Source organism: Kitasatospora sp. NPDC036993, assembly GCF_055607525.1.
The window spans coordinates 40,529-60,921 of the sequence record NZ_JBVJRP010000020.1; the positions used below are offsets into that span (position 1 = coordinate 40,529).

The 20,393-nt window shown below is 74.4% G+C and carries 14 protein-coding genes; 2 read left to right on the forward strand and 12 right to left on the reverse strand.

The annotated features are described in order from the left end of the window. Positions 1–3 precede the first annotated feature (3 nt). The 3 genes from ACZ7C5_RS32315 to ACZ7C5_RS32325 form a co-directional block, all read right to left on the reverse strand. On the reverse strand, positions 4–1,776 hold the full coding sequence (locus ACZ7C5_RS32315) for a solute symporter family protein (protein WP_401091959.1): 1,773 nt from the start codon (positions 1,774–1,776) through the stop codon (positions 4–6). Then, positions 1,773–2,210: a DUF485 domain-containing protein gene (locus ACZ7C5_RS32320; RefSeq protein WP_470324047.1), complete on the reverse strand. Its 438-nt coding sequence runs from the start codon at positions 2,208–2,210 to the stop codon at positions 1,773–1,775. The genes ACZ7C5_RS32315 and ACZ7C5_RS32320 overlap by 4 nt, the downstream gene beginning before the upstream one ends. 577 nt (positions 2,211–2,787) lie before the next feature. Further along, entirely contained in the window at positions 2,788–4,899 is a 2,112-nt protein-coding gene (locus ACZ7C5_RS32325; protein WP_401091957.1) for a DNA gyrase/topoisomerase IV subunit B, read from the reverse strand. Between the two features lie 537 nt (positions 4,900–5,436). On the opposite strand from ACZ7C5_RS32325, the gene ACZ7C5_RS32330 reads away from it, so the two are divergent. Then, positions 5,437–5,670, forward strand: coding sequence for a DUF7455 domain-containing protein (locus ACZ7C5_RS32330; RefSeq protein WP_401091956.1), 234 nt, complete (start codon positions 5,437–5,439; stop codon positions 5,668–5,670). Between the two features lie 219 nt (positions 5,671–5,889). Here the strand turns inward: ACZ7C5_RS32330 and ACZ7C5_RS32335 are convergent, their stop codons facing one another. The 8 genes from ACZ7C5_RS32335 to ACZ7C5_RS32370 form a co-directional block, all read right to left on the reverse strand. After that, the gene (locus tag ACZ7C5_RS32335; RefSeq protein ID WP_470324048.1) at positions 5,890–6,807 is read right to left on the reverse strand and encodes a S1 family peptidase; all 918 of its coding nucleotides are present in this window, start codon (positions 6,805–6,807) and stop codon (positions 5,890–5,892) included. Between the two features lie 196 nt (positions 6,808–7,003). Continuing rightward, entirely contained in the window at positions 7,004–8,641 is a 1,638-nt protein-coding gene (locus tag ACZ7C5_RS32340) for an RNA polymerase sigma factor (protein ID WP_401091954.1), read from the reverse strand. A 503-nt stretch (positions 8,642–9,144) separates the two neighbouring features. Next, positions 9,145–10,023, reverse strand: a complete 879-nt coding sequence (locus ACZ7C5_RS32345) for a FadR/GntR family transcriptional regulator (RefSeq protein ID WP_188296077.1) — start codon at positions 10,021–10,023, stop codon at positions 9,145–9,147. Positions 10,024–10,278: 255 nt separating this feature from the next. Beyond that, a complete protein-coding gene (locus ACZ7C5_RS32350) occupies positions 10,279–11,184 on the reverse strand; it encodes a hypothetical protein (protein WP_470324049.1) in 906 nt (301 codons plus the stop codon). A gap of 3 nt (positions 11,185–11,187) precedes the next feature. After that, complete coding sequence (locus ACZ7C5_RS32355) at positions 11,188–12,855, reverse strand: ABC transporter ATP-binding protein (protein ID WP_470324050.1); 1,668 nt, start codon at positions 12,853–12,855, stop codon at positions 11,188–11,190. A gap of 255 nt (positions 12,856–13,110) precedes the next feature. Next, positions 13,111–13,389 (reverse strand): hypothetical protein, encoded by a 279-nt coding sequence (locus ACZ7C5_RS32360; protein ID WP_401091951.1) that lies wholly within the window; start codon positions 13,387–13,389, stop codon positions 13,111–13,113. 178 nt (positions 13,390–13,567) lie between these two features. Continuing rightward, entirely contained in the window at positions 13,568–14,326 is a 759-nt protein-coding gene (locus ACZ7C5_RS32365) for an NUDIX hydrolase (protein WP_401091950.1), read from the reverse strand. Between the two features lie 170 nt (positions 14,327–14,496). Then, entirely contained in the window at positions 14,497–16,620 is a 2,124-nt protein-coding gene (locus ACZ7C5_RS32370; protein ID WP_401091983.1) for an amylo-alpha-1,6-glucosidase, read from the reverse strand. 753 nt (positions 16,621–17,373) lie between these two features. Between ACZ7C5_RS32370 and ACZ7C5_RS32375 the strand changes: the two genes are divergently transcribed. Further along, positions 17,374–18,687, forward strand: coding sequence for an alpha/beta fold hydrolase (locus ACZ7C5_RS32375; protein WP_470324051.1), 1,314 nt, complete (start codon positions 17,374–17,376; stop codon positions 18,685–18,687). A 34-nt stretch (positions 18,688–18,721) separates the two neighbouring features. Here ACZ7C5_RS32375 and ACZ7C5_RS32380 read toward each other — a convergent pair whose 3' ends face one another. Further along, positions 18,722–20,272: a DUF4192 domain-containing protein gene (locus tag ACZ7C5_RS32380; protein WP_401091948.1), complete on the reverse strand. Its 1,551-nt coding sequence runs from the start codon at positions 20,270–20,272 to the stop codon at positions 18,722–18,724. Between the last annotated feature and the right edge of the window lie 121 nt (positions 20,273–20,393).

Below are 20,393 nucleotides of genomic sequence, written 5' to 3' on the forward strand. Positions count from 1 at the left end.
GGCTCAGGCCGCGCCCGCACCGGTGAGTGCTCGCACCTCCAGCTCGGCGAACCGGTCCGGGTCGGTCGGCACCGACGAGGTGACCGTCCCGATCCAGCCCGCCAGGAAACCGAGCGGGATGGAGACGATGCCGGGGTTCTCCAGCGGGAACCAGTGGAAGTCGAGGCCGGGGAAGAGCGCCTCGGAGGAGCCGGAGACCACCGGCGAGAAGAACACCAGCACGATCGCCGGAACCAGTCCGCCGTACACCGCCCAGACCGCGCCCCGGACGGTGAACCGCGACCAGAACAGGCTGTACAGCAGCACCGGCAGGTTGGAGGAGGCCGCGACCGCGAAGGCCAGGCCGACCAGGAAGGCGACGTTCAGCTGCTGGGCGAAGAGGCTGATCACGATCGCCGTCGCACCGATCCCGGCGGCGGCGATCCGGGCGACCATCACCTCCTGCTGCTCGCTGACCTCGGACACCGACTCCTCCGCCGACCGCGACGCGGGGACGGACTCGTTCCGGCGGCGACGCCCGCGGCCGCGCTTCTCCTGCTCGCGCCCCGGCCGGGCGCGCCAGGCGCCGGCCCAGATGTCGTGGGCGAAGGCCGCCGAGGAGGCCAGGGTCAGCCCGGCGACCACGGCGAGGATGGTGGCGAAGGCGATCGCCGAGATCAGCGCGAACAGCACCACCCCGCCGGTGCTCCCGTTGCCGCCGCCGAGCACCAGGGCGAGCAGCGGAACGGCGGTGTTCCCGGCCGAGTTGGCGTGCCGCACCTCGGCCGAGCCGATCAGCGCGGTGGCGCCGAGGCCGAGCACGATGGCCATCAGGTAGAAGCTGCCGACCAGGCCGATCGCCCACATCGTGGAGCGGCGGGCGGCCCGCGCGGTGGGCACGGTGTAGAAGCGGGACAGGATGTGCGGCAGCCCCGCGGTGCCGAGCACCAGGGCCAGACCGAGGCTGACGAAGTCCAGCCGGCTGGTGAGGCTGCCGCCGTACTTGAGCCCGGGCTCCAGGTAGCGGTGGCCGGCGCCGCTGTGCTCGGCGGCCTGGCGCATCAGCTCGCCGAGGTCCCCGTGGAAGCGGATCACCAGCAGCACGGTGAGCAGCACCGAACCGCCGGTCAGCAGGAAGGCCTTGATGATCTGGATCCAGGTGGTGGCCCGCATCCCGCCGATGGTGACGTAGACGATCATCAGAGCGCCGACCGCCATGATGGTCCAGGTGCGGGCGTGCGGGCTGCCGGTGCCGAGCAGCAGGGCGACCAGCGAACCGGCGCCGACCATCTGAGCGACCAGGTAGAGCAGGGTCACCACGACGCTGGCGCCGCCGGCCGCGGCGCGCACCTTGCGGCGGCGCAGCCGCAGCGCGAGCACGTCGGCGAGGGTGTACCGGCCCGCGTTGCGGACGAGTTCGGCGACCAGCATCAGCACCACCAGCCAGGCGACCAGGAAGCCGATGCTGTAGAGGACGCCGTCGTAGCCGTACAGCGCGATCAACCCGGCGACGCCCAGGAAGGAGGCGGCGGAGAGGTAGTCCCCGGACAGCGCGAAGCCGTTCTGCAGCGGGGTGAAGTCGCGCCCGCCGGCGAAGAAGTCCTCGGCCGCGTTGCCCTGGCGGCCGACCCAGAGGGTGACCCCCAGGGTGACCAGGACCACGACGGCGAACAGCGCGATCGCGAGCGAGTGGTGGTCGCCGGTGGGGGCGACGGGCGGCGGGGTGGCGGTGGTCACCACGGTCCGCAGCGCGGCCTTGGCCGCGTCGGTCGGCACAATGCTCGTCAGGGTCGTCATCGCAGCTGGTCCTGGGTGTCCCAGCGCAGGCCCAGGGCGGCGCGGTCGCGCTTGGTCCGGGCGTTGCGGGCGTAGAGCCAGGCGAGCAGGAAGGTTGAGGCGAACTGCGAGAGCCCCAGCATCCAGGCCACGTTGAGCGGGCCGGCCACCGCGCGGCGCATCAGGTCCGGGGCGCCGGCCTGGGCCGCGACGTACAGCAGGTACCAGGCGAGGAAGCCGCCGGTGATCGGGAAGACGAACGTCCGGTAGCTGCGGCGGATCTGCCGGAAGGTCTCGCTGGCCTGGACCGTGCGGTAGACCTCGGTGCTGTCGGCGACCGGTTCGTCGGCGGGCGGCACGAGTGGCGTGTCCGCCGCGTCCGGGGCCGCCGGGTCGGTGGGGGTGGTGGCGAACGGCTCGACGGCGGTCCCGTGGACCGGTGCGCCGACGGCCACCGGTTCGACGACGGCCTCTGCCGACTGGCCCGTACGGGCGTGGCCCGACTGCGCCGGTACCGCCGTTCGGCGGTGCGCGGCCGATGGCTCGGCGGGCTCAACGGGGGTACCGGCGGCCGGAGCGGCCCACCAGTCGAATCGCTGTCCCTGTCCGGGACTGCTCGTCTGCGGCTGTGGCACTGCTGCTCCTGGACGGCCGGATGTTCTGACCCGAACCATGATGGCGGCCCTTGGACAGCCCCTCTGACCATCGCAGATACGTTCACTCGATGAGGTGATCGATCATCTGACGGACACTCATCCGACTACTGCTGCGTCCCGGTGATTCCGCGTCGGACGCGCGTGCGACCACCTGCGCCCGGCCCCACAGAGCGGCCCCGAGCGGGCAGATTGTCACAGCGCCGGCGTCCGCACAGACGTCAGCACCACGTCCGGGTGACGGCGCATCACCAGGACGACGCGCCGGTGGACGGCTCCCCGGCGGACGTCTCCCCGCGGCCGCCCGAACAGCGGCCGGGCCCCCACCCGTGGGTGGAGGGCCCGGCCGGTCGGCAGCGCCCCGGAGGTACGAGCCGGTTCAGGCGTCGATGCGGGAGCGGTCCAGGGTGGCCGCCGAGTCCACGATGAACTCCTTGCGCGGGGCCACGTCGTTGCCCATCAGCAGGTCGAAGATCCTCTCGGCCTGCTCCAGGTCACCCAGGTTGATCCGGCGCAGGGTGCGGTGGCGCGGGTCCATGGTGGTCTCGGCCAGCTGGTCGGCGTCCATCTCGCCCAGGCCCTTGTAGCGCTGCACCGGGTCCTTCCAGCGCAGGTTCTTGCGCTGGAACTCCAGGAGCGTGGAGCGCAGTTCGGCGTCCGAGTAGGTGTAGTGGTACTTCTCCTGGCCGCGCTTGGGATTGGTGAGCTCGATCCGGTGCAGCGGCGGCACCGCGGCGAAGACCCGGCCCTGCTCGACCATCGGCCGCATGTAGCGGTGGAAGAGGGTGAGCAGCAGGGTGCGGATGTGCGAGCCGTCGACGTCGGCGTCGGCCATGAAGATGACCCGGCCGTAGCGGGCCTGGTCGATGTCGAAGGTGCGGCCGGAGCCGGCCCCTATCACCTGGATGATCGCGGCGCACTCGGCGTTCTTGAGCATGTCGCTCACCGAGGCCTTCTGCACGTTGAGGATCTTGCCTCGGATCGGCAGCAGCGCCTGGAACTCGGAGTTGCGGGCGAGCTTGGCGGTGCCGAGCGCGGAGTCCCCCTCGACGATGAACAGTTCGCTGCGCTCGACGTCGTCGCTGCGGCAGTCGGCCAGCTTGGCGGGCAGCGAGCTGGTCTCCAGCGCGGTCTTCCGGCGCTGGGCCTCCTTGTGCTGCCGGGCTGCGACCCGGGTGCGGGCGGCCGCGACGACCTTGTCCAGCACGGCCCTGGCCTGGAGCTTCTGGTCCTTCTTGGCCGAGGTGAGGAAGGCCTTGAGCTCCTTGGCGACGACGGCGGCGACGATCCGGTTGGCCGCCGAGGTGCCGAGCACCTCCTTGGTCTGGCCCTCGAACTGCGGCTCGGCGAGCCGGACGGTGACCACCGCGGTGAGGCCCTCGGTGGCGTCGTCCTTGGTGATGTCGTCCTCGGCGACGCGCAGCAGCTTGCTCGCGCGCAGCGCCTCGTTGACGGTCTTGGCCAGCGAGCGCTCGAAGCCGGTCATGTGGGTGCCGCCCTTGGGGGTGGCGATGATGTTGACGAAGGAGCGCAGGGTGGTGTCGTAGCCGGCGCCCCAGCGCAGCGCGATGTCCACGCCGAGCTGGCGGGTGACCTCGGTGGGGGTCATGTGGCCGAGGTCGTCCAGGACCGGAACGGTCTCCTTGAAGGTGCCCTCGCCGCGCAGCCGCAGCACGTCGCAGACCGGCTTGTCGGGGGCCAGGAACTCGCAGAACTCGGCGATGCCGCCGTCGTAGCGGAAGACCGACTCGTCGATCTGCTCGCTCTCGGTGAGGCGTTCGTCACGCACCACGATGGTCAGGCCGGGCACGAGGAAGGCCGTCTGCCGGGCGCGGCCGTGCAGCGTCTCCAGGGAGAGCTTGGCGTCCTTGAGGAAGATCTGCCGGTCGGCCCAGTAGCGGATCCGGGTGCCGGTGCGGGCCTTCGGCACCTTGCGGGTCCTGGTCAGGCCGTTGCCCGGCTCGAAGGGCGCGTCCGGGCTGGTCTCGGTGAAGAGGCCGGGGGTGCCGCGGCGGAAGCTGATCGCGTGGGTGTGCCCGCCGCGGTCGACCTCGACGTCGAGGCGGGCGGAGAGCGCGTTGACGACCGAGGCGCCGACGCCGTGCAGACCGCCGGAGGCCGCGTAGGAGCCGCCGCCGAACTTGCCGCCCGCGTGCAGCTTGGTCATCACGACCTCGACGCCGGACAGCCCGGTCTTGGGCTCGACGTCGACCGGGATGCCGCGCCCGTTGTCGCGGACCTCGACCGAGGAGTCGGGGTGCAGCAGGACCTCGATGCGGTCGCAGTAGCCGCCCAGCGCCTCGTCGACGGAGTTGTCGATGATCTCCCAGAGGCAGTGCATCAGACCGCGGCTGTCGGTCGAGCCGATGTACATGCCGGGGCGCTTGCGGACCGCCTCCAGCCCCTCCAGGACGAGCAGGTGCCGCGCGGTGTAGTTGGAACCGTCGTCGCCGGCCAGCAGCGCGGACGGCACGGTCGTTTCGGCACTCACGCGGCACTCTCCTCGGTGAAGTTCTGTCTCATCGGTCACATCCGGACGCATCCGTACCAAACGCCAGTGCAGCACGCCGCACCGACATCCGTCGCCCTGCGTGCCCGAACCCCTGCACCGGGTGCACAGCACGACGGGCCGGCCCCGCGCAGCTTGTACGCGCTGCGCGAACAAGCACCGCACCCGGGTGCGGGCCCCGGGGCGCCATCTCCTCCCGGTACCACCGGTCCTGGCGGATCGTGGGGCCCGGCACAGGCCCCGGAACTGCCGTTATGCAGGCTACCGGGGCCCGGGAAGGGGCTTATGCTCCAACCCGGCAGAGGATTATGCTACGCGGACCCCGCACCCGATCCCGATCGGGCGTTCGAGCCACGGGCGGATCCCGGGACTCGGCACGCATGAACCACCGACGCCCGGGGCACGTCCTCATCAACACAGCAGAATCCTCAGAGAAGAAAAGCCACGAGCGGGAACGTTTTCGGCCTGGTTGGATGTTGACCCTGGTACGACAGCTCGTCGAGCTAGAGAAGAGGCGACGTGACTACTGTTCTGACCCCTGCGAGCCCGCTGACCGCGGCTGACCGCTGCGACCGCTGCGGCGCCCAGGCTTACCTGCGCGTCGTACTCGCCAGCGGCGGAGAGCTGCTCTTCTGCGCCCACCACGGCCGGAAGTTCGAGCCCGAGCTCAAGAAGATCGCCGTGGAGATACAGGACGAGAGCGGCCGCCTGACCACCACGACCAACGCCACGGCCGCCGAAGACGAGCGCTGATCCCGAGCGCCGGAACCAGCAGCCAGCGTCGAGCTGTGCCCGGTCGTGCACCGCGCGCGACCGGCGGGCCGGGCGACTGACCCCCTCGGGGGCCGGTCGCCCGGCTCTGCTGTACCTCGGGGCGCCCGCCGGGGCCGGACGTCGGCCCCGCCGTAGCGGCCCGACACGGCGTCAGAACCCGGTGTCAGTAGGTGACGGCCCGCTCACCCGACGCGACGCTCACAGCACCGAACGGACTTCGTCCGCCACCGAGGACACCCTGGTGTAGACGCCCGGGTGGGCCGCCTCGGCACAGCCCGTCCCCCAGGACACCAGGCCGACCAGCCGGCCCTGGACGACCATCGGGCCGCCGCTGTCGCCCTGGCAGGCGTCCTTGCCGCCCCTCTCCTCCCCCGCGCAGACCATGCCCCGGGCGTCGAACTTGCCGTCCTCCCCGCCCGGGTAGGCCTGCGCGCAGGCGTGGTCGGGGACGATCGGCACGTCCACCCCGCGCAGCGTCGGCGAGTAGTCACCGCGGCCGGTGGTGTCGCCCCAGCCGTACACCTGCGCCCTGGTCCCGGCCGCGTACGGTGCGCTCTCGCCCTGGCCGACCAGCTCGACCACCGGCCGGGCACCCTGGGACTCGGCGAGGGTGAGCACCGCGACGTCGTTCATGTTGGCGGCGAAGGAGTAGCCGGGGTGGACCCAGACCGACCGCACCGCCACCTCGCGGCCGGTCGTGCCGCGCATGTCGTCCCGGCCGACGATCACCTTGAGGCCCGGCCGGTCCACCCGGCCCTTGGACTCGTCGTAGAAGCAGTGCGCGGCCGTCACCACCTTGGTCGGGGTGACCAGCGCGCCCCCGCAGAACTGGCCGGAACGGCCGCTGCCGAACTGCGTACGGCTGGACAGCGCCACGATCCACGGGTGCTCCGCGGTGCTCACCCCGGTGCCGCCGACCACCCGGCGCTGGGCCTCGGCCGGTGCCGCGGTGCCGAGGGCAACCAGCGGAACGGGCACCGCGGCGAGCAGCGCCAGCACGACGGCCCTGCGGCGGCGGCGACCCACCCGGGCGGCGGCCGGATCGGCGGGGTCGGCGAGGTCTGCCGGGAACGGGGTGGGCGTCGGCAGGTCAGTGCGGTCCGGCTCGGTCGGCACCGTGACTCCAGGAGGCTCGGAAGCAGGCAACCGCCAAAGCGTAGGTGACCGGCTACACGGTGCGACCGCTTCCCGCCGCACCGCCACCCGGACGAGGGACAACCACCACCCGGACGCTGACGCGCACGGGCCCGGACAGCCGCGAAGGCCCGGAGCCGTGCGGCTCCGGGCCTTCGCGTGGAACGACTGCCGTCGATCAGTCCAGGTAGTCGCGCAGCACCTGGGAGCGCGACGGGTGGCGCAGCTTCGACATGGTCTTCGACTCGATCTGGCGGATGCGCTCACGGGTGACCCCGTACACCTTGCCGATCTCGTCCAGCGTCTTCGGCTGGCCGTCGGTCAGGCCGAAGCGCATCGAGACCACGCCCGCCTCACGCTCGGACAGGGTGTCCAGCACCGAGTGCAGCTGCTCCTGGAGCAGGGTGAAGGAGACCGCGTCGGCCGGGACGACCGCCTCGGAGTCCTCGATCAGGTCACCGAACTCGCTGTCGCCGTCCTCGCCCAGCGGGGTGTGCAGCGAGATCGGCTCACGGCCGTACTTCTGGACCTCGATGACCTTCTCGGGGGTCATGTCGAGTTCCTTGGCCAGCTCCTCCGGAGTGGGCTCGCGGCCCAGGTCCTGGAGCATCTGGCGCTGGACGCGGGCCAGCTTGTTGATGACCTCGACCATGTGCACCGGGATGCGGATGGTGCGGGCCTGGTCGGCCATGGCGCGGGTGATCGCCTGGCGGATCCACCAGGTGGCGTAGGTCGAGAACTTGTAGCCCTTGGTGTAGTCGAACTTCTCGACCGCACGGATCAGACCGAGGTTGCCCTCCTGGATCAGGTCCAGGAAGAGCATGCCGCGACCGGTGTAGCGCTTGGCCAGCGAGACCACCAGGCGGAGGTTGGCCTCCAGCAGGTGGTTCTTGGCCCGGCGGCCGTCCTCGGCGATGATCTCCAGCTCGCGCTTGAGCTTCGGGGCGAGCTTGTCGGCGGCCGAAAGCTTGTCCTCGGCGAACAGGCCGGCCTCGATGCGCTTGGCGAGCTCGACCTCCTGCTCGGCGTTGAGCAGCGGGACCTTGCCGATCTGCTTCAGGTAGTCCTTGACCGGGTCGGCGGTGGCACCGGCGACGGCGACCTGCTGGGCCGGCGCGTCGTCCTCGTCGTCGTCGGAGAGGACGAAGCCCTCCGACTCCTCCTCCGGACCGGTGGCGGTGCCCTCGGCCTCGGTCTTGTCACCGGGCAGCGCGGCGTCCTCGAGGTTCTCCTCCTCGCCGAGCAGCTCCTCGTCGCCGCCCTTGGCGGACTTGGCGGCGGTCTTCTTGGCGGCGGTCTTCTTGGCCGGCGCCGCGGTCTTCTTGGCCGCGGTCTTCTTGGCCGCGGCGGCCTTCTTCGCGGGAGCCGCCTTCAGCTCGGCGATGCCCGTGGCCGACCCCTCTGCGGTGATCTCGGCGGAGACCGTGGGGGCCGGAGCGGCGGCGGCCGCGACGGGGGCGCCGGGGGCGATCCGCACGGGCGGCTTGGTCGGGGCCGACGGGGCGGCCGGGGTCCGGGTGGTGACAGCCTTGGTGGCGGTGCGCTTGGTGGGGCTCTTGGCAGCAACGCTCTTGCGCTTGGCGCCGGCCGGTTCGGCCGCGCTGACCATGAGGTCCACCCCCTCCTCAATCAGTACCTGGTTGAGGCTGCGCATGACGTTCTTCCACTTGGTGACCGGGATCTGGTCCGCCTCGAACGCCTGGCGCACGTCGTCACCGGCGATCTGCCCCTGGGCCTTGCCCCGCTCGATGAGCGCCAGCAGAGCCGCGGACTCGGCGATCTCGGGGGGAAGCGAACGGGATGTGCTGGCCGACACGAACAACCTCTCGGACGATGAGTGGACTCGAACCCGTACCGGCCGCCCGAGCGGGCGGGGAAGGAGATCGCGCGCCGGGCGCGCGGTGTCGATTCCGACCGACTCGGGCTTGAGGACTGGGTTTGCAGGACGGCAGCAGCGCCGCGGACCAACACAGCATTCTGACATGTTGGAGTATTCCGGAGCTGCTTCCGCTCAGGACACATCGCTGCTACTCGTCAAGTGTTACGCATGGCCTTCGTGTCGCGGGTCACACCATCCGGCGTCCGCAACCCGGGGCCGCTTCCATCATCGCGCACTCCCGGGCAAATCATTTGTCATGGACAAACCTTGCCGGGCGTCCGGCTTTCCCGCCGCCATTCCCGGGTCCGCCTTCCCTGACCCGGCGCCCGGCCGGCGGGGGGCATGCGGAGGCCCTCCGGCTGCGCCGCAGGGTGCGGCCGGAGGGCCCTGGCGGAGCGGGCCGCCGCGGTCCGGCGCCTCCACTCGTCGAAACAGCCCGTTCAGTGCTCCCGGGGCGCGGGGACGGACGGTTCGACCTCGGGGTGGACGGTGAGCAGCGCCCGCATCGCGACCTCGCCCGCGGTCCCGTCACCGGCGCCCAGCGCGTCCACCAGCCGGGCGTGCAGACCGACCGAGGACTCGGAGGGCCGCTCGCAGGAGATCGCCGGACCGCCCGAGACCTGCAAGGCGCAGGCGACGATCCCGGACAGGTGCTCCAGCATCCGGTTGCCGGCCATCTGGAGGATCAGGACGTGCAGCTCGGTGTCGGCCCGGGTGTAGGTGGCGAGGTCGGCCTGGGAGGCGGCGTGGCCCATGATCTCGACCAGCTCGACCAGGCGCTGCTGGACGTCCTCCCGGCCGTGGCCGGCGGCGAGCCGGGCGGCCAGCGGCTCGATCGCCCAGCGGAGCTCGAACAGCTCCCTGCGCTGCTCGTCCCGCTGCGGGCCGAACGCGCGCCACTCGATGATGTCCGGGTCCAGCAGGTTCCAGTCGCCGACCGGGCGGACCCTGGTGCCGACGTTCGGCCGGGCGCTGACCAGGCCCTTGGCCTCCAGCACGCGCAGCGACTCGCGGACGACGGTCCGGGAGACCTCGAACCGCTGGCCGATCTCCTCGGGCACCAGCGGGCGGTCCGCACCGAGGTCGCCGGAGACGATCATCTGGCCGAGCTGCTGGACCAGCTGGCCGTGCAGACCGCGGCCGCGGCTGCTGGTGGTCTTGCGACCGACCCGGGTGATGTCGGACTCGGCGCCCTCCCAGCGGGGCGCCGGCGGGGTCGGCCGGTCGGCGTACGAGTAGCGGTCCAGGTCGCCGGGGCCGTGGATGGGCCCATCGGCGGAACGGGCGGGGGTCATGGTGGGGTGCGCAAGGGTACTCACGCTCTCCTTTGTCGGCGATCGGCAGGCATGGCTTGAGAATTCTCGTGAAAAGCACACGAAAGGGTGATCGGCCGCGACTGGATAATTGACTTCTTATCAGGAAGAAACGCCCATTGTGGTCACCGCCGCGGTCACTGTCGGTCGATCTTGGCGCCCCTGGCGGGACCGCTCCCGGGGTGCGGCGGCGGGGCCCGGCGGTACGGGGAGCGGCGGCGCGGGACGCTGACCGGCCGGGAGCGGTTCTGCCGGGAGCCCCTACAGGGCGCGGCGGCGGGCCTGGACCAGCAGGGCTGCCAGCAGCAGGACCGCCGCGGGCGCCGCGACGGCGGCGAGCAGCGTCGAATCGGTCAGCGGCGCGCTCCCGGCCACGGCCTCCTGCGCCCCGCCATACACCCAGCCGTAGGCCCACTCGATCCCGGACTGGAACGGCAGCAGCTCGGCCGCCCGGGTCGGCCACGGCCTGCCGGTGTGGCGCAGCAGCAGGGCGACGCCGGACTCCAGCAGCGGCGGCAGGGCGCAGAGCAGCAGCACCCCGGCCGCGGCGCTGCGGGTCAGCGAGGCGGTCAGCACCCCGGTCCAGCCCGCCACCACGGCCAGCAGGACGAACGCCAGCAGTGCGGCGGGCACGCCGTGGCCGGCCACCAGCCCCAGCGGGGCGAAGGCGTCCGGCAGGTCGGACAGCCCGGACAGCCCGGCACCGGTGAGCGCCTCGGAGGCCCGGTCCGACAGCGCGGCCGGGTCCGCCCAGGCCGCCACGGTCACGCCGTCCGGCAGCGCGAGGTGCACTGCCACGGTGTCCAGCAGCAGGGTGGCCAGTGCCAGCAGCGCCGCCACCGGGCCGATCACCAGCAGCTTGGCCAGCAGCAGCCGCACCCGGCGCGGGTACGACACCTGCGAGGCGGGCAGTCCGGGGTGGCGCACCTCGTGCCCGTACGAGAGTGCGCCCAGCACTCCGGCGCCGAGCGCCGCGAAGGGCAGCGGGGCCAGCGGGACGGCAGCGGTCAGCAGCCGCACCCCGGCCGGGGCGGCCAGCGGGCCGTCCGGGGCCTGGCTCGCCAGGACGGCGGCCACGACGGCGCCGCCGGACAGCACGACGGCGAGCAGCAGCCAGGTGGAACGTAGGCCGCGCAGGCGGCGCAGCTCGTAGGCCAGGACACGCACGGTTCACTCGCTCCGGTGGTCGTCGGGGGTGGCGGGGGCCGCAGGGGCGGCGGGCAGGGCGGGAGTCCGGGCCGCGGAGGGGCAGGCCGCGGCCGCGCCCGGGACCGGGCGGCGCAGGCGGACGGTGTCCTCGGTGAACAGGTCGTCGGCGCTCGCCCGACGGCGCGGGGTCCGCGCCCTGGCCTGGCCCTCGGCCGGGACGGGGTCGTCACGGAAGAGCCGGTCGACGGCCACCGTGGGGGCTGCTTCGGAGGTGTCGGGCCTGGTCGGAGTGACCATCGCGGCCGGCACCGGAGCGATCGGCGCGACCGGGGCGGTCGGCGCGACCGGGGCGGGTCGGCGGGCGGCGGGGTCAGACCGTCGCCCGGACGAGCCGAGAACGGGGAGGGCGGCCGCCGGGAGCGCGGCGGCGACGGCCACGACGGGCAGCGCGCGGGTGGGCAGCGAACCGTCCTCCCGGGGACGGCAGGGCGCCCGGCGCTGCCCGGCGGTGGCGGCCTCCGCCGGTTCTGTCGAGGCCGGACCCGGGGCCGGACCCGGGGCCTTGCTCGGGGCCGTCCCCGGCTCGACCGCCGGCGTCGAAGCGGTCGCCGAGGCCGGCTCGGTGACCGGCTCGACAGGCGGTTCGGCGGCCGGTTCGGGGACCCGCTCGGACGTCGGCCGCGGGCTCGGCTCAGCGGCCGGTTCCCGAGCCGGCTCCGCGGCCGGCCGGGAACTCGGTCCGGCCTCGGCCGTCGGGTGGAGGCGGAGGTGGCCGGAACGGCCCGAACCGGCCGGCAGGACGACCCGCGGCGCCGGCTGCTCGACCACCCGGTCGGCCAGCTCGTGCAGCAGGATCCCGTGGCGGTAGGCGAGTTCGCCGATCTCGGTGCGGTCGATGCCGACCACCGCGAGCCCCACGCTGCCGTCTCGGCGGACCTCGGCGCCCTGGCTGACCAGCAGGTCCGCCAGCCGCGCCATCTGCGGCCCCCGGACGGCCACTTCGGGGCTGAGCCTGGTCCGCCGGAACTCCGCGACCGGCTGGTCGGCCACCAGACGGCCGCGGTCCAGGGTGACCACCCGGTCCGCGAGCTGCGAGGCCTCCTGCGGGGTCCGGGTGGTCACCAGGACCGTCCCGCCGGCGGCACCGAACGAGCGCAGGAAGGAGTGGAACCACTCGACGTTGCGCGGCGACAAGCCCTCGGCCGGACCGTCCAGCAGCAGCGTGCCCGGGTCGCCGAGCAGGGCGGCGGCCAGCCCCAGCCGGCGGTGCATGCCCGGCGAGAAGGTGCGCAGCCGCTGCCCGGCCACGGCGGCCAGCCGGGTCTGCTCCAGCAGTTCGTCCGCCCGCCGGGCCGAGACGCCGGCGACCGCGGCGAGCATCCGCAGGTGGCTGCGCGCCCGGCGGCCCGGGTGCCCGGCCACCGCGGCCGCGCCCTGCCCCGGCCCGGACAGCAGCACGCCGACCTCGCGCTCGGGGTGACGGATCCGGCGGTAGGGGCGGCCGTCGAAGAGCGTGACACCCTGGCCGCGTTCGAGTTCGAGCATCAGCCGCAGCGCGGTGGACTTGCCCGCCCCCTCAGCGCCGAGCAGTGCCGTCACCGTGCCGGGCCTGGCGTCGAAGGTCAGGTCGAGCACCGCAGGCGGAGCCCCCTTGCGATAGACCTTGGTCAGTCCGGTGATCTGGATCATCGCTGGCTGCTCCCATGCCTTCGGCCCACCTGCTCGACACGGAGCGCCCCCTGACGGGCGGGCACGCGCCCGCGCGGCTCCGCGCCAGCACATTAGGGGGCCGCGACGGCTATTCCGGGCATTACGGGAACGGCACGGGCCCTACGACTGCCCACCTCACCCGATCAGGGGACAATCCGATCCTGCGATTCACGAGTGACCGGCCCGTTCCGGGCCTTCGGCCGGGCGGGGCACCGGGCCGGCGGAGGGGGCGGCCTACCGAGCGGGCCAGGGCAGCGGCGGGAGCTGCTCGCCTCCGCAGACCGCCCGGAACTCGTCGACGGCGGCCTGGCCCTGGACGGCGATCTCGCCCAGTCGCTCGCGCTCGGCGGCCAATCGCTCCTCCACCGCGGCGATCGCCGCGGGCGCCCCTGGCCCGGCCTGTAGCGCGGCCAGCTCGCCCTCCGTACCGGTGGTGGTCGCGTCGAGGCTGCGGTAGTCCGCCGCCAGCCCCTCGATGAGGAATCGCTGGTTGGCGCAGTCCTTGAGGGCCATCGCGGGGCTCCCTGGGTCCGGTGGGCCTCCGGCCCTGCGGCCGGGGCGTTCACCGACACTCTGCGCCGCTGCCGCCGTGCCCGCAGCCGGGCCGGGCCGTTCGGCTGCCCGGGGCCGCGCCCCGGTGGGGTGGGCCGGGCGGGGCGCTTGGCGCGGGCCCGGAACAGACGGGCGGGGCTCAGGACTCCGGGCGGAGCATGGGCGGGTTGAGGACCGTCGCGCCACCGGCGGTGAACAGCTGGGCAGGACGGCCGCCCTGACGGGTCGTCGTGCCGCCGGAGGGCAGCAGGAAGCCGGGGGTGCCGGTGACCTTGCGGTGGAAGTTCCGCGGATCCAGCACCACGCCCCAGACCGCCTCGTAGACGCGGCGCAGCTCACCGACGGTGAATTCGGTCGGACAGAAGGCGGTGGCGAGGGAGGAGTACTCGATCTTGGAGCGGGCACGTTCCACGCCGTCGGCGAGGATCAGGCCGTGATCGAAGGCGAGCGGGACGCCGTCGGCCGGGTTCTCGCCGAGGAGTTCGCCGACCGGGGCCCAGCGGGCGCCGCTGGCGTCGCCGCCCGCCCGGGGAGTCGGCAGGTCGGGGGCGAGCACCAGGTAGGCGACGCTGACCACGCGCATCCGGGGGTCGCGCTGCGGGTGGCCGTAGGTGGCGAGCTGCTCCAGGTGGGCGCCGGCCGCGCCGAGGCCCACCGCGTCGTGGCCGGGAGCGGTGTGGGCGCGCAGGCCGGTCTCCTCGGCCAGTTCGCGGGAGGCGGCCTCGGCCAGGCCCTCGTCCGGACGGACGAAGCCGCCGGGCAGCGCCCAGTAGCCCTGGAACGGCGGCTCACCACGTCTGACCAGCAGGGCGCAGAGCGAGTGGTCGCGCACCGTCAGCACCACGAGGTCAACCGTGACAGCGAACGGGGGAAAGGCCGACGGATCGTAACGCGACATGGTCACGATCATAGTCGTCTCTCTGACGATAAGCACAGGCCCGCTCATGGACCCGCGCAGGGCCAGGCGCTCCTACCGGCCGGTGCGGCTCGCGCCGGTCCACGCCCGGGCGGGCGCGGCGTCGGTGACCCGGTGTCACCGACGCCTGGGGCGCGGACGCGGCGGCAGGCTCAGTGGGCGACGAGTTGCAGGTCCGCGGACGCCTCCTCCACCATCGCGACGCCGATCCGGCTCACCCGGACGGAGAAGGGCTCGCCCGCCACCCGCAGACCGGTCAGCTCCAGCTCGCCGAGCGGTGCGGTGCTGGCCGGGCGGACCAGCACCCGGCCACCCGGGACATCGGGTCTGACCCCGGCGAGGGCGAACACCGCGTGCACGGCACCGGCCGCGGAGACCGCCGCCGGGCGGCAGGCGGCCGGGTGCGGCACCGGCGGGCAGCCGAGGGTCCGCTGCTCCCCCGCGTACATCTCCGGCAGCCGCCCCTCGAAGTGGGCGCCCGCGGCGAGCAGGCCCTCCAGCAGGGTGCCTGCCTGGTTCTCGTGACCGGCCTCGGCCAGCCCGGCGACCGCGAGCGCCGTCTCGTGGACCCGCACGGCGCCGCCGCGGTGGCCCAGCGGGTTGAAGCGGGGGGACTTGGCGCTCAGGGTCCGTAGGCCCCAGCCGCTGTCCAGCTCCGGCGCGACCAGGCGCTGGGCGAGCAGCCGGGTCTGCTCGCGGTCCAGCAGGCTCTCGTGCCGACCGCCGTCGACGGCCAGCCCGGTGTCCAGCAGGTGCACCAGGGAGGAGGCGACGGCGGGCAGCGGCTGGCCGCCCGGAGCCAGCCCGGCCGCGGGACGGCCGCCGGAGAGGTCGTCGACCCAGAACCGCTCGCGGAAGCGCCCGCGCAGCGCGGTGGCCCAGCCGCGCCAGTCCTCGGCGCCCGGTCGGCCGAAGGCCTCCAGCAGCTCGGCCCCGTGCAGGGCGGCGCGGTGGGCCTGCGCCTGGACCTCGGCGCGGGCGGCCACCGGGTGGGCGGAGCGTTCCTCGGCCGGACGGCTCAGGTCGGTGACGAAACCGTCGACCAGGCCCTCGCGCAGGGCGGCCAGGGCCCGCTCGGCGGCCGGGAGCAAGTCGGCGACCTCCGCCCGGGGCAGGCCCCAGCGCCAGGCCTCGGCCAGCACGGTGACGAACAGCAGGGTGGCCTCGGTGGCGGTGCAGGTGGGCGGCAGTTCCGGTCCGCCGTGGCGCAGGGCACCGGGCAGCAGGCCCTCCGTACGGCCCTGGGCGGCGGGCTGCTGCCGGCGGGCCAGCGCGCGAAGGGTGCCGGCGGCCAGCCGGGTGCCGAGCGGCAGGGTCAGCCGGGCGGCCCAGAGCGCGTCGGCGGGAGCGAGGCCGAAGCGCCAGGGCGCACCGGAGGCCGGGTAGAGATCGGTCGGGCGGTCCGGATCGGCGAACAGCAGCCCGCCGAGCGCGTCCAGCGAGCGGGAGACCAGCGGGGCGGCCCGGGCGTCGTCGCTGCGGATCTCCGGCTCGGACCAGGGCAGCGGGACCCCGGTGCCGCGCCCGCCCGGCGGGCGGGGGCCGGTGACGGCGCTCTCCAGCTCGGTGCGCAGCTCGACCGACCAGCGGGCCCCCGGCTGGACCTCCAGGTCCCAGCGGAGCACGCCGGCGCCGGCCAGGACGGCGTGCGGGGAGGGCTGGGCGCTGACCACGGCACTGTGCACCTGGCCCGCCCAGCGCAGCCCGGCGGACTGCACCTGGCCCGGCAGGTCGGGCTGGCGGTGCCCGGCGGCGATCTCGGCGACCGGGCCCAGGTCGGTGCCGAGGGCTATCTCCAGCGGCAGCCGGGCGGGCCGCGGACCGGTGTTGCGCACGACCACGGTCTCCACGCCGTCCGCGTGGCGCAGCCGCTCCACGGTGAGCGCCGGGTCCGGATCGAGGTCGCCGGGAAGGCGGACGGCTCCGAGGAACCGGGCCTGGGCGGTACTGGTCAGGGTGCCCTGGAGCGGCAGCGGCTCCATGCCGCCGATCCGCAGCTCCATCCGGGCGAGCACCCGGACGCCGTTGCGGAAGAAGCCGTGCAGGCCGTGGCCGCGCAGCTGGCCGTCGGGACCGGAGGCGGCCATCGACGGGGCGTTGACGCAGATCACCGCGTGGTGGACGGCGGGCGGTTGCGGGCGCGGCGGGGCCGCGGGGCGGCCCGGGCCGCCGGGTGCGCCCGACGGTCCTGCCGCCGGCACCTGGTCGGGACGACCCACCAGCCTGGGCGGTGCGCCGACCACGCTCTCGGCCGGCATGGCCTGTGGTGGCCTCATGGCGGTCACCGGACTCTCCTCCCCTCGGCGGTCCGGTGGCCGGTCAGGCCGGTGGGCCGCGAGCATGCTCGATCGCGTGCTGATGGTGCCGGGCCGGCGGGTTGTCCCGTCGGCGGTGTGCCGTGTCTGGCCGTACCCGGCGGCGGGTCGTGCCATGCGGTGCTCGGTACCGGGCCGGTACCGGCGCTCCGCGCCTTCGTTCCGAGGCCGTCACCGTGCCCGGCACGCCGTCAGGTCCGACGTCCCGGCCTGCCGGTGGCGCCCTTCCCCCACGGCGCGCACCCGCGGGACCGCCCGGTCCCGCGGCGGCGACCGGTCGTGGCGCCGCACGCGACCGCCGACCGCTGCCGGCGCCCGGGCGGCCGGGTCCGCACCGCCCGGCGATCGGCCCGCCCGAACCGGGCGCAGGCCCCCGGAGTCAACGCCGCGCACCGCCGCCAGGTCACGCCCCGCCATTGCGCCGCTGGTCGCGGCGGCTCCGCCGGGCGGTCGTGCCGCTTCCGCCGGAACATCACCGGGGCTGTCGCGGGTGCGTCATCAGTCGCGATCCGGAGCCGACTCCTGTCTTCCCGCCCGCCGCGGGACCGGCTCGGACCGGGCGCCTGCCGGTGCCGGCCGTCCGTCGGGCGGACAGGGCGGTCCAACCGGGGCCCGACCGCCGCCAGGATACGGTGCGGGGGTCGCGGCCCCCGCACCCGGTGACCCCGTGAACCGCGACGCCATCGCTGTGACCAGCAGAGACCGAGGAGTTGCATGTCCGCCATCAGCCGGCTGCCCGGGATTGTCACGACCGACCACGTCTTCCAGCTGCCGCTCGACTACGCCGCCCCGCAGGGCGAGCAGATCGAGGTGTACGCCCGCGAGGTGGTGGCCGCAGGCCGCGAGCGGGACGACCTGCCCTGGCTGGTCTTCCTCCAGGGCGGGCCCGGTGGCAAGGCCGCCCGCCCGCTCGGCCGGGACTCGTGGCTGGATCGCGCCCTGGACGACTACCGGGTGCTCCTGCTCGACCAGCGCGGCACCGGGCGGTCCACTCCCGCGACCCGGCAGACCCTCGCCCGGCGTGGCGGCCCACAGGAGCAGGCGGACTACCTGGCCCACTTCCGCGCGGACTCGATCGTCCGGGACGCCGAGCTGATCCGTGAACGGCTGCTCGGCGCCGACCGGCGCTGGAGCCTGCTCGGCCAGAGCTTCGGCGGCTTCTGCACCCTCACCTACCTCTCCATCGCGCCCGAAGGCCTGACCGAGGCCTTCATCACCGGCGGCCTCGCCGGCCTCGGCAGTTCGGCCGACGACGTCTACCGCGCCGCCTACCCGCGGGTGGTCCGCAAGAACGAGGACCACTACGCCCGGTTCCCGCAGGACGTCGAGGCGGTGCGCCGGATCGCCGCCCACCTCGCGGACTCCCCCGCGACCCTGCCGGACGGCGGACTGCTCACCGTCGAGGCGTTCCAGGTGCTGGGCCTGCTGCTCGGCGGCGGCAGCGGCTCCGGCACCCTGCACTACCTGCTGGAGGAGGCCTGGGTGGAGGGCGCGGCCGGGCCCGAGCTCTCCGACACCTTCCTGGCCGGCGCCCAGGCGCAGCTCTCCTTCGCGGGCGGCCCGCTGTACGCCGTGCTGCACGAGTCGATCTACGGCCAGCGGTCGGTGGACCAGGGCGGCACCGCCTGGGCGGCCGAGCGGGTCCGCAAGGAGTTCCCGCAGTTCGACGCCCGGGCCGCGCTGGAGTCCGGCGCGCCGGTGCTGTTCACCGGGGAGATGATCTACCCCTGGATGTTCGACACCGACCCGGCGCTGCGCCCGCTCAAGGAGACCGCGGAGCTGCTCGCCGCGCGCACCGACTGGCCCGACCTGTACGACCGGGCGCGGCTGGCCGGCAACACCGTGCCGGTGGTGGCGGCGGTGTACCACGACGACATGTACGTGGACACCGCCGACTCGTTGGAGACCGCCCGCGCGGTGCGCGGCCTGCGGGCCTGGGTCACCAACGAGTGGGAGCACGACGGCCTCCGGGTCGGCGGCGGCACGGTGCTGGACCGCCTGATCAAGATGGCGCACGGCGAGGCGTAGCGGCCCGGGGGCCGGTGCGGCGGCGCGGAGCGGCTCAGTGCGCACGGTGGCCTCCTCTGGTCGCCCGCCGGACGCCCCGGCAGCGGTGGAGGCCGCCGGCGGTGTGGGCGGCGGGCGCGCACGCCGCCGCCCGGCCGAGCCGCAGGCCGCGGGCGATCCGCTCCCCGGCGGCCGGGGTGTGCCCGGGTGTCACAGCCCTCCCGGGCGCCGGCAGCAGGGCGACCGATCCGGCGGCGCCGGCGTCCGGCTCCGGGCCCTCGGGGGCACCCGCGCCCGGATCAGCCGGTGCCGACGCCGTGGAGGAGCCCTTCCGGCGCCCACCTCGCCGGTGCCGCCGCGCGCCGGACGACCGTCCGGGCCGCTCACCGGAGGCCCCGCCGGCCGCGGCGCCCGACGGCACGCCTCCGGCAGGCGGCGGCGCCTCCCCGCTCGGTGCCCCACCGCTCGGCGCCCCGCCTGCCGGAGGCTCCGCTCCGTCGCCGGGGACCGTCCCGGGAGCGGGCTCCTCGCGCCGCCGCCGCTGGGCCTCGACGGCGGCCAGCAGGCCCTGGGGCGTCATGCCGTCGTTCAGCGACTCGTAGAGCAGCTCGGCCAGCAGGTAGCCCGGGGCGAGGCGCAGCACGTGACCCAGGACGACCCGCGCCGTCGCCGTGTCCCCCGCGACCCAGGACGTCCAGGCCAACAGGGTGAGCGGGGCCACCGCGCAGCCCCCGTACGGCGGCACGGCCCGCCGGGCGAGGAAGCGCCAGAGCCGCTCGGCCGGGGCCAGCTCGTCGGGCCTGGCGTACTCGACGCCGCGGTCCCGCACCAGGCGGTCCCGCAGGGCGAGCAGCAGCTGCGCCGTCCGGTCCGCGTCGAGTTCCCTGGCCCCGGCCCGGAACTCGGCGACCGCCTGGTCGAGCAGGGCGATGCGCTGCTCCCTGGCGAGGGCGTCCACCGCCTCGGCCCGGGCGAGCGCCTCGCGCTGGGCGGCCTCCTCCGGCGGGCCGACCGGATCCAGCCCGCCGATGATCGCCTTCCGACTGCCGCGCGGCACCAGGCCGGCGACCGTCGCGGCGGCTGCCGCGGGACCGGGACCGGGGCTGCGCCGCACCGGGTTGCCCGCCGGATCGCAGCACCCGTCGCCGCGGCACATGAAGGACCACCAGCGGCCGTCCGAGACGCACAGCGACTCCTTGACGGCCACGCCCCGGCGCCCGAAGGCCGCCCTGAGGGCGTCGGCCAGCGGCCGCAGCCCGTCCGCCACCGGTGGGGCGTGGGCGGTGCCGGGATCCTGGCAGAGGTAGAGGAGCACCTGGAGCGGCCGGGCGCCGTGCCGCTCGGAGAGGGCGACCAGCAGCGCGGCCGTCTCCTCCGCGGCGGCCGGCCACTGCGCGGGCGACCGCGGCAGGTCCGCCCGGATCACCCCGCCCTGATGCAGACCGGGGCCGTGGAGGCCGACCGCGACGATGCTGTCGTCGGGGTAGAAGCCCAGGAAGTACGGAAGCAGCTCGGCCATGTCGGCCGGACCGCGCATGACGACCTGCCGGTGACCGGAGGCCGGACCGAGGGACAGAATGACGTGTTCGTTGTTCATCGCGTTCATGGCCGCAAGAGTGGACGCAATCCACGAACCCCACCGAAAACTTCTTTTTTCCTGTGGATAACTCCGACCCCGAATTTTCCCTCACTCATTCGGAGTAGTCGAAACTGCCTCCCGCGAGTGG